14 protein-coding genes are annotated in these 11,996 nt (G+C 56.6%); 4 read left to right on the top strand and 10 right to left on the bottom strand.

What is annotated here, in order from left to right:
- Positions 1–167: 167 nt before the first annotated feature.
- The 3 genes from panB to glpK all read left to right on the top strand — a co-directional run bounded on the left by panB (position 168) and on the right by glpK (position 3,392).
- Positions 168–1,007 (top strand): 3-methyl-2-oxobutanoate hydroxymethyltransferase, encoded by an 840-nt coding sequence (gene panB, locus ACR0EO_RS12145; protein WP_480690216.1) that lies wholly within the window; start codon positions 168–170, stop codon positions 1,005–1,007.
- The gene (panC, locus tag ACR0EO_RS12140; RefSeq protein WP_480690214.1) at positions 1,004–1,846 is read left to right on the top strand and encodes a pantoate--beta-alanine ligase; all 843 of its coding nucleotides are present in this window, start codon (positions 1,004–1,006) and stop codon (positions 1,844–1,846) included. The genes panB and panC overlap by 4 nt, the downstream gene beginning before the upstream one ends.
- 67 nt (positions 1,847–1,913) lie before the next feature.
- On the top strand, positions 1,914–3,392 hold the full coding sequence (gene glpK / locus ACR0EO_RS12135) for a glycerol kinase GlpK (RefSeq protein ID WP_480690212.1): 1,479 nt from the start codon (positions 1,914–1,916) through the stop codon (positions 3,390–3,392).
- A 13-nt stretch (positions 3,393–3,405) separates the two neighbouring features.
- Here glpK and smpB read toward each other — a convergent pair whose 3' ends face one another.
- From smpB to ACR0EO_RS12085, 10 genes are all read right to left on the bottom strand, one after another.
- Complete coding sequence (gene smpB, locus ACR0EO_RS12130; RefSeq protein ID WP_480690211.1) at positions 3,406–3,882, bottom strand: SsrA-binding protein SmpB; 477 nt, start codon at positions 3,880–3,882, stop codon at positions 3,406–3,408.
- Positions 3,883–3,929: 47 nt separating this feature from the next.
- Entirely contained in the window at positions 3,930–4,472 is a 543-nt protein-coding gene (gene idi / locus ACR0EO_RS12125; protein WP_480690209.1) for an isopentenyl-diphosphate Delta-isomerase, read from the bottom strand.
- 202 nt (positions 4,473–4,674) lie between these two features.
- Entirely contained in the window at positions 4,675–5,088 is a 414-nt protein-coding gene (locus ACR0EO_RS12120; protein WP_480690207.1) for a c-type cytochrome, read from the bottom strand.
- A gap of 113 nt (positions 5,089–5,201) precedes the next feature.
- Positions 5,202–6,218, bottom strand: a complete 1,017-nt coding sequence (locus tag ACR0EO_RS12115; RefSeq protein WP_480690205.1) for a P1 family peptidase — start codon at positions 6,216–6,218, stop codon at positions 5,202–5,204.
- A 9-nt stretch (positions 6,219–6,227) separates the two neighbouring features.
- Positions 6,228–6,974 carry an SDR family oxidoreductase gene (locus tag ACR0EO_RS12110; protein ID WP_480690203.1) on the bottom strand — a complete coding sequence of 249 codons (747 nt, stop codon included), beginning with the start codon at positions 6,972–6,974 and terminating at the stop codon, positions 6,228–6,230.
- 54 nt (positions 6,975–7,028) lie between these two features.
- Entirely contained in the window at positions 7,029–7,448 is a 420-nt protein-coding gene (arfB, locus tag ACR0EO_RS12105) for an alternative ribosome rescue aminoacyl-tRNA hydrolase ArfB (RefSeq protein WP_480690201.1), read from the bottom strand.
- 264 nt (positions 7,449–7,712) lie between these two features.
- Positions 7,713–8,357, bottom strand: coding sequence for a queuosine precursor transporter (locus ACR0EO_RS12100; RefSeq protein ID WP_480690199.1), 645 nt, complete (start codon positions 8,355–8,357; stop codon positions 7,713–7,715).
- 91 nt (positions 8,358–8,448) lie between these two features.
- A complete protein-coding gene (locus ACR0EO_RS12095; protein ID WP_480690198.1) occupies positions 8,449–9,333 on the bottom strand; it encodes an esterase-like activity of phytase family protein in 885 nt (294 codons plus the stop codon).
- On the bottom strand, positions 9,306–10,169 hold the full coding sequence (gene mepA / locus ACR0EO_RS12090; protein WP_480690196.1) for a penicillin-insensitive murein endopeptidase: 864 nt from the start codon (positions 10,167–10,169) through the stop codon (positions 9,306–9,308). The genes ACR0EO_RS12095 and mepA overlap by 28 nt, the downstream gene beginning before the upstream one ends.
- On the bottom strand, positions 10,166–11,533 hold the full coding sequence (locus ACR0EO_RS12085) for an MFS transporter (RefSeq protein WP_480690194.1): 1,368 nt from the start codon (positions 11,531–11,533) through the stop codon (positions 10,166–10,168). Before ACR0EO_RS12085 ends, mepA begins: the two co-directional genes overlap by 4 nt.
- Positions 11,534–11,663: 130 nt before the next feature.
- Between ACR0EO_RS12085 and ACR0EO_RS12080 the strand changes: the two genes are divergently transcribed.
- Positions 11,664–11,951 carry a YggT family protein gene (locus ACR0EO_RS12080; protein ID WP_170772954.1) on the top strand — a complete coding sequence of 96 codons (288 nt, stop codon included), beginning with the start codon at positions 11,664–11,666 and terminating at the stop codon, positions 11,949–11,951.
- Positions 11,952–11,996 lie beyond the last annotated feature (45 nt).

Here is an 11,996-nt window from a genome sequence, read left to right as displayed (position 1 = left end):
AATCTCTCCCCGCAAATAAATATGGCCCGGCATTTTTTGGGGCCTTTCTCAACTCAATGTCCCTTTAAACCTCAGGTCAATCAAGGAAATGTTCGCGCAACCGGGGTTTCTCTGGCCCGCTTTGATCTGCTATGCCGCGCTGCAACAAGAACCCCGGAGGAGCGACAATGAGCGCCACCGCCCGTAAAAAAGCACCCAACGCCGAGGACATTCGTGCCCGCAAGGGTGGCGAACCTCTGGTCAGTTTGACCGCCTACACCACGCCAATGGCGCGGCTAATGGACGATCATTGCGACTTCGTTCTTGTGGGCGACAGCGTGGGGATGGTGCTTCACGGCTTGGAGTCGACCCTCGGGGTGACGATGGAGATGATGATCCTGCATGGGCAGGCCGTATCGCGCGGGCTCAGCAAAGCCATGATGGTCATCGACATGCCCTTTGCCAGTTACGAGCATTCACCCGCAGACGCTTTCCGAAACGCGGCGCGGCTGATGGCAGAAACCGGCGCTGGCGCGGTCAAGCTTGAAGGCGGCGTCGAGATGGCCGAAACCATCCGCTTTTTGGTCAAGCGCGGTATTCCCGTGATGGCCCATATTGGTCTGACGCCACAATCGATCAACACGCTGGGTGGCTACAAGGTTCAAGGCCGGGATGAACAGGCGCAAGCCGTGCTTGCCGACGCCCACGCAGTGGCCGAGGCTGGCGCGTTTTCCGTGGTGCTTGAAAAGGTGCCGCAGGGTCTGGCCGACACGATTACGGCTGAGGTTGCAATTCCGACCATCGGCATTGGTGCCTCTGCCGGCTGTGACGGACAAATTCTGGTGGTCGATGACATGGTCGGCTTTTTCACAGCCTTTAAGCCGAAATTCGTCAAACGCTATGCCGAGCTTGGCCCACAGGCCGAAGCAGCAATCGCCGAATACGCCGCCGAAGTACGCGCGCGCGCATTTCCTGCGGCCGAGCATATTTTCGCAGATCAGGCTCCGGCCAAGGGCTCTAACACATGACCGCTCCTATTCTGCGTCGCCTGAGTGACCTGCGTGCATTGACAACCAATTGGCACCGCGAGGGAGAGACGATCGGTGTCGTTCCGACCATGGGCGCTCTACACGAGGGACACTTGTCACTCGTCGAAGCTGCAAAGGCAGGAACTGATCGGGTCATTGTGACAATCTTTGTGAACCCAAAACAGTTCAACAACCCTGAAGACCTGGCCAAGTATCCGCGCACCGAAAACGAAGATGCGCAGAAGCTGGCCCCCTTTGGCGTAGATGCAATCTATGTGCCCGACCCGGAAGAGATCTATCCGCAGGGCTTTGCCACCAATGTGTCTGTCTCGGGTCTGACCGATGTGATGGAGGGTGAATTCCGCCCGGGTCACTTCGACGGCGTCGCCACAGTAGTCGCTAAGTTGTTCCTGCAAACGCAGGCGGATCGAGCCTATTTCGGTGAAAAAGACTATCAACAGTTGATGGTCGTCCGCCGCATGGCTTGGGATCTGGACATTCCTATTGAGGTAATCGGCTGCCCAACGGTGCGTGAACCCTCGGGTCTGGCAATGTCGTCGCGCAACCAACGCCTGTCGAGCGACGGTTTATTGGTTGCAGCAAACAAGCACCGGATCATGAATGGTATGGCTGTCGCACTGAAAAACGGCGATGCGTTCGATGCACTTGCTATACAGGCACAGACTGATCTGCTGGCCGCCGGCTTCTCGCAGGTCGAGTACATTCAGCTTCGTTGCGCTGAAACACTCGAACCCTTGACCCACGCCAACCGCCCTGCCCGCCTGTTTGCGGCCGCTTGGGCAGATGGGGTGCGGCTGATCGACAACATTCCTGTCTGAACGCTCTGGCAACCGCGTCGCTGTTTGCGCTAAAGTCCCGCAAAACCAAACGGGAGGGGCGCGGGAAATGACCTATATTCTCGCTATTGATCAGGGCACCACATCATCGCGGGCCATTTTGTTCGACGCGGAAATGCAACGCGCAGGAATAGCGCAGCATGAATTCACCCAGCATTTCCCGCAGGAAGGCTGGGTCGAACACGACGCTGAGGAAATCTGGGACAGCGTCCTGCGCGTTTGCCGAGAGGTGATGGAGACTACAGGCGTTACATCCGATCAGATCGCAGGTATCGGAATTACCAACCAGCGTGAAACCACCGTTGTCTGGGACCGAACAACCGGCGAACCCATCCACAACGCAATCGTCTGGCAGGACCGTCGCACCGCAGAGATCTGCGCGCGCTACAAGCAGGCTGGTTGCGAGGATGACATAACCACCCAGACCGGGCTGCTGCTGGACCCTTATTTCTCGGGTACCAAAGTGAAATGGCTGCTGGACAGCGTGCCTGGTGCACGCGATCGCGCAGAAGCCGGAGAACTGATGTTCGGCACCATTGACAGTTTTCTGATCTGGCGCCTGACTGAGGGGCGCAGCCATGCCACCGATGCCACCAACGCCGCGCGTACACTGCTGTTCGACATTCACAAAGGCGAATGGAGTTCGGAAATCTGCGACCTGCTGGATGTGCCAATGAACATGCTCCCCGAGGTGCATGATTGCGCGTCGGATTTTGGAAATACGACCCTATTAGGGGGAAATATACCGATTCTGGGCGTGGCTGGGGATCAACAAGCCGCCACTATCGGGCAGGCTTGCTTCCAGCCCGGCATGATGAAATCGACCTATGGCACGGGCTGTTTTGCTCTGCTGAATACGGGTGACAAACCGGTTGAATCGAAAAACCGCCTTCTCACGACCATTGCCTATCAGCTGGATGGCAAAAGGACCTACGCGCTGGAGGGATCGATCTTTGTAGCCGGTGCAGCCGTACAGTGGTTGCGCGACGCTCTCCAGATCATCGAGTCGGCCCCGGAAAGCGGTGAGTTGGCGCAGCAGGCCGATCCAAACCAACACGTGGTGCTTGTACCCGCCTTTACCGGCCTCGGTGCGCCCTATTGGAAGCCCGATTGCCGCGGCGCGGTGTTTGGCCTGACCCGTAACTCCGGTCGTGCGGAATTTGCCAAGGCAACACTTGAGAGCATCGCTTATCAAACCCGCGATCTGTGGCACGCCATGCAGGGAGACTGGGGCGCGGATACCGATGTGACGTTAAGGGTCGATGGCGGCGCCAGCGCGTCTGACTGGGCCATGCAAGGTCTGTCGGATTATCTTGGTGCGGCCGTAGACCGCCCTGTTATGCAAGAAACCACGGCATTGGGTGCAGCCTGGCTGGCCGGAATGCGGGCTGGTGTTTACCCTGACCAAGATGGGTTCTCAGACACTTGGGCGTTGGACCGCCGTTTTGAGCCGGAATTGTCCGAAGAAGAGCGTGACGCCGCTTATGACCGCTGGAAACGCGCCGTTTCCGCAGCCATGGCGTTCTGAAGCCTGTGAAGGATCAGCTATGATCCTTCATCAACCGCTGCTTCTGACGCGACCAATCGCGTTTGGCCTGCGTCTCGCGCTTGTCATGCAGCTTTTTACCCTTCGCGATGCCGATCTTAATCTTGGCGCGACCTTTGTGGTTGAAGTACAGAACCAACGGCACCAGCGTCATTCCTTTGCGCTGGGTTGCATTCCATAGGTTCGCCAGCTCTTTGCGCGACACCAGCAGCTTGCGACGGCGGCGTTCTTCGTGCTTGAACACCTTGGCCTGCTCGTAGGGCGCGATGTAGCTGTTGACCAACCATAACTCACCATCATCGACCGAAGCATAGCTTTCGGCGATGTTCGAGCCACCTGCGCGCAGAGATTTGACCTCGGACCCCTCAAGTACGATTCCGCATTCGATATCGTCCTCGATCGCATAATCGAAGCGCGCACGCCGGTTCTCGGCGATGACTTTATAATTCGGGTCTGTCTTCTGCTTAGCCATGACGCGTTGATTTAGGCGGCTTGGGCGGCCCTTGCAAGCCGAAGCCGTCAGGTCTTAGACGAGATGATAAGATCCGGGCCAAAAATCGTGTCAGCGTGGTTGTGCAAGTAGATTTTCAGCCACGGTGTAAACCGATCCGGATGGCGTTTCACCTCGGCCAGCAAATCGTGATAGTCAATCCACCTGATTTCCATCACTTCGTCCGGATTAGGCTCGATTTGCAGCGGGCCGCGCACATGCGCCAGAAACACGTCGACCACCTCATGCTCGATCATGTTGTTGCCTACGTCAGCATGATATTCCAAGCGATGGCGGTATTCGGGATACAGGCCAGTAATGCCCAGCTCTTCGCGCAACCGCCGCACTGCACATTCCGAAGGGGTTTCGCCCCAGTCCGGGTGAGTACAGCAGGTATTCGCCCACAGGCCCGGCGTGTGGTATTTGCCCAGCGCCCGGCGTTGCAGCAAAATCTCAGTTCCCCGCACGACAAAGACAGACACAGCCTTGTGTCTGAGACCCTTTTCATGAGCCTCCAACTTGTCCACGGGGGTCAATTCGCCATTAACCCAGGCTGGGATCATAATTCCCATCGGTCGTCTCCTGCTGCCGGTCCGCCTGAAAGGCCAGATGTTACTTGGCTGCGGCCCATTCGGCTTGGCTTTGCGAGATATGCGCAAGGCGTCCATCACCGTGCAGGTTCAAAGTGGCGCTGATTGTTCGCGTTATCAAGCGCACGAAAGGCCGCAGGGGCTGCGGCCTTTTGTATTCTTACCAGCTACCAGAAATCAGACGTTATTCGCCCGAGACACTGACGATATAAGCATAAACGTCTTCGCCGCCCGACTTCAGCTTGAAGGTCATCTTGGATTTCGCGGCTGTGTCATCCAGATAAGTCTTCAGGAACGCCTTGGGGTCCTGAGCGTACTCGACAAAGGTCGTTTCGTCCCAAACCAGCCCATTTTCGCCAGCTAAAACGATACTGTCGCCATACTTAAAGCCTTCGACAGTGCCTGCAGCACGCCCGGCGATACCATAAAGGTTCGGACCGGTCTTACCGCCTTTGACAATCACTTCACCCGCGGGATCAGCAATCTGGTGGCAGGACTTGCACTTGTTAAAGGCCTTTTTGCCGGCTTCGGCGTCTCCTTCGGCATATGCGGGTACAGCCAGCAGGCCGACGATTGCAGTAGCAAGGATGCGATTCATAGCTTTTGCTCCAATACATTTTGGCTGACAAGAATGGAGCGCTCAGACCCAGGAGAGTCAACGCGCAGATTGCCGCGTACTGGCACTGTGTCGCGGGAGAAAGCGTTTAAAACTTAACAAAAGTCATGGACCTGGGACCAGCACGGCAAAAGGTCGCCCGCCGCAGGTGTCGCCAGATATACGGCGCGTGCAATCGCGCGGCTCAGGCATAACGAAGCCGCGTGCCCAAGCATTCCAACCTCTGTCTCGCTCGTCAGGGGGCGCGCTCCTGTACTGATGCCGAACACTAAGTCTCCGTCTCCCGGGGTGTGAGCTGGAAGAACAGCGCGTGCGATCCCGTCATGCGCCGCAACGGCCAAGCGCTGGCATTGCGGTTTGGTGAGTGCTGCGTCGGTCGCCACTATTGCGATGGTGGTGTTGGCCTTGTCCGGCTCGGCTGGCCGCATCGCCTGAGCCTTACGACTAAGTGGCGGCACGCCCAGCCCCGCATTTGGATCAGGACCTAATCCGCCGAATTCGTCCGCAACCTCAAAAGGCGCAGCCCAAAAATGGCGATCTCCGGGGGTGGTGACACTGCCTAACGGATTGGCCGCAACCAACGCGCCAACGGTGAAACCGTTATCCAACGTTACAGATGCGGAACCAAGGCCACCCTTGTGCATTGCCGCCAGTGCGCCGGTACCAGCCCCTACTGATCCCAGCGAGAAGTCTTCGGATGCAGCTTCAAAAGCTGCAGCCCCCAGAGCGCGATAAGGGTTTTTTATCCAGTTCTTGTCACCGCCATTCAGCAGGTCGAACAAGATCGCGCCCGGCACGATCGGCACTATAGTTTGTCCAACCGGAAACCCGCGACCGCGAGATCGCAGAGCGTCGGACACGCCGGAACAAGCATCTAACCCAAAGGCAGACCCACCGGACAGAGCTATTGCGTCCACTTTCGTCACGGTTTTATCCGGCGCCAGCAGATCGGTCTCACGTGTTCCCGGCGCGCCGCCCATCACATGAACCGAGGCAGTGAAGGCGTCAGCCGAAGTCAGGACAGTCGCACCAGATTTCAGCACGTCATCCTGCGCATTGCCAACCAACAAGCCGGGGACATCAGTGATCAGGTTTCGGGGTCCGGGGATCATGTGTCGTCCTCAGATACAGCGACCGCCGTCGACCTCAAGGGCCGCTCCGGTGATCATACTTGCCTCATCCGAGCACAAGAAGCATGCAGCGTTGGCCATGTCGTCTGGCGTCGAAAAACGCCCCAGCGGGATAGTAGACAGGAACTTCGCACGAACTTCCGGTGTATCTTCGCCCATAAATGACTTTAGCAACGGCGTCTCGCCAGCGACCGGACAGATTGCGTTAACTCGTACTCCGGACGGAGCCAATTCCACTGCCATGGTCTTGGTTGCAGTGATCATCCAGCCTTTGGACGCATTATACCAGTTCAGGTTCGGGCGCGGTGAAAGGCCGGCCGTTGAGGCCACGTTCAGAATAGCCCCTGTACCTCGTGCCTTCATCGCGGGCACCAATGCCCGCGCGGTCAGATAGACAGATTTCATATTCACATTGAAGACGCGATCAAAGTCTTCCTCTGTGACGTCTTCCAAGGGTGTCGGTAAATGCGTGACACCCGCGTTATTCACCAGAATATCCAGATGCCCGAACCGGTCCATCACTGTATCCGCCATCGCCTGCACCGAGGCAGAATCCGCCACATCAACCAATTGGGCAATAGCGTTCGGTCCATGCTGCTTTGCCTGAACCTCGGCCGCATCGCCGTTGATGTCAGCAATCATTACCCGAGCCCCCTCGGACAGGAACTTCTGCACGATCCCAGCGCCGAAGCCCGAAGCGCCACCAGTGACGATTGCGGTTTTTCCCTCTAACCTCATGATCTTGCTCTCCCTTGCGGGTCCAGACTAGCAAGGCGCGACGAAGTTACCAGATCAATCTTCCGAGATCTTTCCGCGCAGAGCCTTCACATCAGAACGCGCCTTTTTGGCTGCCAGCCGCCGTTTCACTGAGCCATAGGTGGGTTTGGTCGCAATCCGCCGCTTGGGATTGACCAGCGCTCGGGTGATCAGTTCGGCCAGCCGCGCCCGTGCAATTTCGCGGTTACGGGCCTGGCTGCGGGTTTCCTCGCATTGAATGATGATTGCACCGTCCTTTGTCCAACGCCGCCCCGCTAACCGTTTCAGCCGGTTTTTAACCGGATCGGGTAAAGACGGCGAGCGCGCTGCCTCGAACCGCAGCTCAACAGCGGTCGAGACCTTGTTCACATTCTGCCCGCCAGGACCCGAAGACCGCACAAAGCTTTCGGTCATTTCCCAGTCTTGCAGAGTGATATCGTCATTGATGCGCAACATGAGCGCGACCTTAACCGGCGCATTCGGAAACAGAAAGGGCCGCCCCGGCGGGACGGCCCTTCGAAAGTACAAGGAGGTTGGGTCGGTTAGATCAATCGACCAGCCGGAGCGAGCGCTCCGCCAAGGGCTGCCTTAACAGGCGATCCCCCCGGTTGTTCCGACACCTCTCTCCAATCTCTTTCTCGACACTGGATCACCTCCTTTTCTATCTGTTGCGGTTAACTCTGAGCCTGACACAAGATGCGCCATTCTCAAAGCACTTTTTTACGCGGGCTGTGCAGTCAGGCGCGCGACGATCACTTTGAATGGGATCAGGGCGATCAGCGCCAGAGATAGTTTCACCAGCCAATCAGCGAAAGCCAGCGTCACCCACAGAGGGGCCATCGGGCCAGTCAGCATGAAGGGAACCGGCTCCCACGCCCAGTTGATCGCAGCGTCAGCATTGGCACCGAAGAAAGTGACCGAGGCCGAAAACGCGATGGTGAAGAACAGTGCGGTGTCCAATGCCGAACCGATCAAGGTCGAGACCAGCGGCGCACGCCACCAGCGGCCACCGCGCATTGCGTTGAATACTGTAACATCGGTCAGTTGCGCGATCAGGAAAGCTGTACCCGAAGCTACGGCGATCCGCAGCGGTACGGCGGCGTAGGTGAACCCATCACCCTGCAGCATGATCTGGCTGCCGATCAGCGAGCAGATGATACCTGTAATGAACCCTGCAAACACAACCTTGCGGGCGGTGGCCACGCCATAGACGCGGTTCATGATGTCAGTGACCAGGAAGGCCAAAGGATAAGTGAAAGCACCCCAAGTCAGCAGCCCGTCAAAGATCAGGAACTGAACCAGAATGTTTGAGGCCACAACAATGGCAGCCATGGCAATAATGCCGGGAATATAAGCGCGTTGCATTTTAAGATGCCCGTTTTGACAAGGTAGCGGCGACTTGGCCAAGGGCTCATCCCAAGGCAAGCCGTGCGTTTAGACCTTTGCCCGGCCCGAGTCAATCCGGCAGCAAATACTCAACCAACTCTGTTCGCTGTAGGTTTAAAAAATTGTCGTCCGAGACCATAGTGGCACGCAATAGACCTTGATCGTCTCGCCACACAGAAAGCCCTTCGAGATTATCATGTGCTCTGGTGCCGGACGTAAACAAGGTTTCCTCGGCCACCGGACTATCCCCTTGGATTTGCCACCGGCGCAGCCTCGATCGGAAGCCGATCAGAGAAAAGCTGCGCTCCAATACGTAAAACCGGCCATCGGGTCCAAAATCAGCGGACACGGGCTGGAACTTGCCCCGCTGCGGCAGGACAAACGGCGTTGACCATGCGTGCCCGTCCCAACGGTACACTGGAATATCACCCTGTGGCGTGCGGCTTTTCTCAGTCAGGGTGTAAAGCCGCCCAGTGTCATCAATTGCAACCGCCTCGAGCGACCCGTTTAAAATCAGGTCGTTAAACGTGTCAGGGCGTGGCAGCACCCGTGCATTGGCATCCGGCGCCGCATAGTGAGCCACACGATGAATGTTCTCGAACGAGATAAAGTAGCTGCCATCTGGAGCTACAGCGATACCTTCAGAATCCGCTGATCGCCCCGAAAGCGGGCGACCTTGACTGGATAGAACCGGCCAATTGCCAGTAACTCGAACACCGGTGATCTCACCTTCGTCGCGCGTGATTGACGCACGGATCAGCGTGGCACGGTCGCTCAGGGCAATAACCTGGCGACCGTTATCTGAGATATGCAGCGCTGAAAGCCCACCGAACCATTCCGCGCCATACTGCCAGGCATAACTGTTCAGCTGAGTGGCTTTCTTTACCTCAACCGCCCAGACCGATCCGGCTAACAACAATGCCGCGCTTAGTTGGATTGCAAAACGGCTGCGCATTGCTGTGGTAAATCCGATAGACGATGTTCACGCCGTTTCTTTGGCGGCGGTGCATTTGGGTCAGGTGGAGGCGGGCTGAGAATGTTTTTCACCCATTGCTGGGCCTCAGCACACCCGTCACCCTTTGGCGGTGCGTCCTGATTGACACAGCCCCTTGAGCCTTTTGGGCATTTTAAGCGTACGTGGAAATGATAATGATGCCCCCACCAGGGGCGGATTTTACGTAAATAGGCGCGGTTACCTTTCTCTTCATTGCACATCTGCACTTTGGCGCCCGGAAAGACGAAAATCCGGGCAACACGCTTGTCCTTAGCGGCTTCGCGCAGAACTGCGTGGTGCTGCTTGGTCCAGTTGCCATTGACATACGCCCCGTTTGAGCGGCGCAGCGAAATTGACGATATATTCTCGCGCGCTTTTCGGGATAGCCGCATGTTGTCGCCCGGCAGCATCCAGATATCGATATCCAAACCCAGTTGATGAGACCGGTGGCCTGATGTCATCGGTCCGCCTCTGGGCTGACTGATATCCCCGATATAGAGACCATTCCAACCCGGTTGTTTGGCGGCAAAACGGCTGAGATCCTGCACATAGTCGATTGCCGCAGGATGGCCCCAGTTGCGATTGCGCGACAAGCGCATGGCCTGCCATGTGGGACCTGTCTCGGGCAGCTGCACTGACCCGGCAGCACATCCGCGCGAATAACTGCCGAACGCGGCTGGTTTTTGTTGTGAACTTTGCTTTTGAGCCCCGAACAATTGCTTGGCCAGAGGCTGTGCCCCCGCCGTGCCTGCCAATGTGATCGCGGCGATTATCGCTAAAAAACGTAGTAAAATCATCTGCTCTGATCCCCTTCCGGTTTAACCCAGCGCATTAGGAACAGGCCCAGAATAAACAACAGAATGATTGGTGACACCCCCAGCCGTGCACTGCCAGTCATAGTTGTGGCAATCCCGATCAACAAAGGCGCGGCAAAGGCGGTTGCGCGACCTGACAAACCATATAGTCCAAAGCTCTCAACCGGGGCCTTGGGGTCGGTATGCCGCACCATCATCGAGCGGCTGGAGGATTGCAAAATGCCACCCATGCCTCCGATCAGAATGCCGCAGCCGAAGAAAACCAGATCCGGCAGGTTTGATCCTTCAGGCAGGCTGATCCCGTAGATCTGCGTCCGGTCCATCGAAATCACGGTGATACAGACAAAGATCAGAACCCAGATAGCCACCTGAATGACCGGTTTAGGGCCATATTTCTTATCCATCTTTCCACCGATCCACGCAAAGATTGCCGAGGCCAGAACGCTGACTATCCCGAACACACCGATCTTGATCAGATCCCATTCAAGAACCAGTCGCGCGTACACGCCGCCAAAGCTGTACAGCCCATTCAGCGCGTCACGGTAGAACATGGACGATCCCAAATAGCTTGCGAGGCTCACGCGATGGCGAAGGTCGGAAACGGATTTTATCAGCAGGTTCAGTGCTTCGCTGAAACTGCCCTTTTTGTCCGTCTGCGGATCATCCCTGACCCACAGGAAGTAGGGAACCATGAAGAGGATGAACCATCCCGCGGTAAAGGGGCCAACAAAGCGGGTGCCCTCGCGAGCTTCGGCATTCAGCCCAAACATCGGTGCCATTCCGATCAGCGTTTTGCCGTTGGGTTGCTCGACAAACAACAACAGCATAATCGCCAAAGAAATCAGCCCGCCAAAGTACCCAAAAGCAAAGCCCGATCCCGAAATCTCACCGACCTCATTGTCGTCGCCCAAGCCAGGAAGCTGAGAGTTGATGAAGATCAGCGCATATTCAGCGCCTACAAAGCCGAACCCAAAGGCGGACAACATCAGCCACATGTTCGACCCGTCCGGCATCGTGAACCACAATGCAGCGGAGCCCACCGCATACATGACTGAAAAGCCGAATATCCAAGGTATCCGGCGTCCAGAAACATCTGCCATAGCCCCCAATAGAGGAGCCCCAAAAGCGATGATCAAGCCGGTTACAGTCAAACAATGCGCCCAGACTGTCTGCGCCTGAGCAGCAGCGGCCTGTGCGTCCATTCCAGTATTCGAGTAATACCCCGCTGCGACACCAGCAAAATAGGGACCAAAGACAAAAGTGACCAAAAGCGAATGGTATGGCTGACTGGCCCAGTCGAAAAACCACCAGCCCCATATGCGCTTGCGCTTGGAAATCTCTGCCATGCCTGCCCCTGTTTATCGTTGGCCTCATAAGACGGGCGTTTAAACCATTTCGCAAGCATTCTGTTGGCACGGGCTTGCTCTTTGAAGCAGGGGCGCTTAGGTCTCGACACACGACCAAACCGGAGGCCCCATGCTGTCGCTGATCCAAATTTTGCTGCTGATCCTGGACATTGTCTGGTTCATCATCCTGGCCCATGTGATCATGAGCTGGCTGATCAATTTCCAGGTGCTTAACCTGCATCAACAGCTTGTCGCGCAAATTTGGTATGGGCTGAACCGTATACTAGAGCCTATCTATGGCCCAATCCGTCGCTTCCTGCCGAATATGGGCGGGCTTGATCTGACGCCTCTGGTCGTGCTGGTCGGCGTGTATGCTCTGCGGATCATTCTGATCAACAATATGGTCTATTTCGTCTGACCTCTTGTCCCGCGATTCTGAGTATGTGATTGTCCTGTCTTAAGA

The organism is Ruegeria sp. BE9, from assembly GCF_056538765.1.
The sequence above is the reverse complement of the archived record's forward strand: the minus strand, read 5'-3'. Positions and strand labels throughout refer to the sequence as shown.

Excerpts from the sequence above, each read along its gene's own strand:
- panB (WP_480690216.1), top strand. The coding sequence starts at position 168 with ATGAGCGCCACCGCCCGTAAAAAAGCACCCAACGCCGAGGACATTCGT.
- panC (WP_480690214.1), top strand. The coding sequence starts at position 1,004 with ATGACCGCTCCTATTCTGCGTCGCCTGAGTGACCTGCGTGCATTGACA.
- glpK (WP_480690212.1), top strand. The coding sequence starts at position 1,914 with ATGACCTATATTCTCGCTATTGATCAGGGCACCACATCATCGCGGGCC.
- smpB (WP_480690211.1), bottom strand. The coding sequence starts at position 3,882 with ATGGCTAAGCAGAAGACAGACCCGAATTATAAAGTCATCGCCGAGAAC.
- idi (WP_480690209.1), bottom strand. The coding sequence starts at position 4,472 with ATGGGAATTATGATCCCAGCCTGGGTTAATGGCGAATTGACCCCCGTG.
- ACR0EO_RS12120 (WP_480690207.1), bottom strand. The coding sequence starts at position 5,088 with ATGAATCGCATCCTTGCTACTGCAATCGTCGGCCTGCTGGCTGTACCC.
- ACR0EO_RS12115 (WP_480690205.1), bottom strand. The coding sequence starts at position 6,218 with ATGATCCCCGGACCCCGAAACCTGATCACTGATGTCCCCGGCTTGTTG.
- ACR0EO_RS12110 (WP_480690203.1), bottom strand. The coding sequence starts at position 6,974 with ATGAGGTTAGAGGGAAAAACCGCAATCGTCACTGGTGGCGCTTCGGGC.
- arfB (WP_480690201.1), bottom strand. The coding sequence starts at position 7,448 with ATGTTGCGCATCAATGACGATATCACTCTGCAAGACTGGGAAATGACC.
- ACR0EO_RS12100 (WP_480690199.1), bottom strand. The coding sequence starts at position 8,357 with ATGCAACGCGCTTATATTCCCGGCATTATTGCCATGGCTGCCATTGTT.
- ACR0EO_RS12095 (WP_480690198.1), bottom strand. The coding sequence starts at position 9,333 with ATGCGCAGCCGTTTTGCAATCCAACTAAGCGCGGCATTGTTGTTAGCC.
- mepA (WP_480690196.1), bottom strand. The coding sequence starts at position 10,169 with ATGATTTTACTACGTTTTTTAGCGATAATCGCCGCGATCACATTGGCA.
- ACR0EO_RS12085 (WP_480690194.1), bottom strand. The coding sequence starts at position 11,533 with ATGGCAGAGATTTCCAAGCGCAAGCGCATATGGGGCTGGTGGTTTTTC.
- ACR0EO_RS12080 (WP_170772954.1), top strand. The coding sequence starts at position 11,664 with ATGCTGTCGCTGATCCAAATTTTGCTGCTGATCCTGGACATTGTCTGG.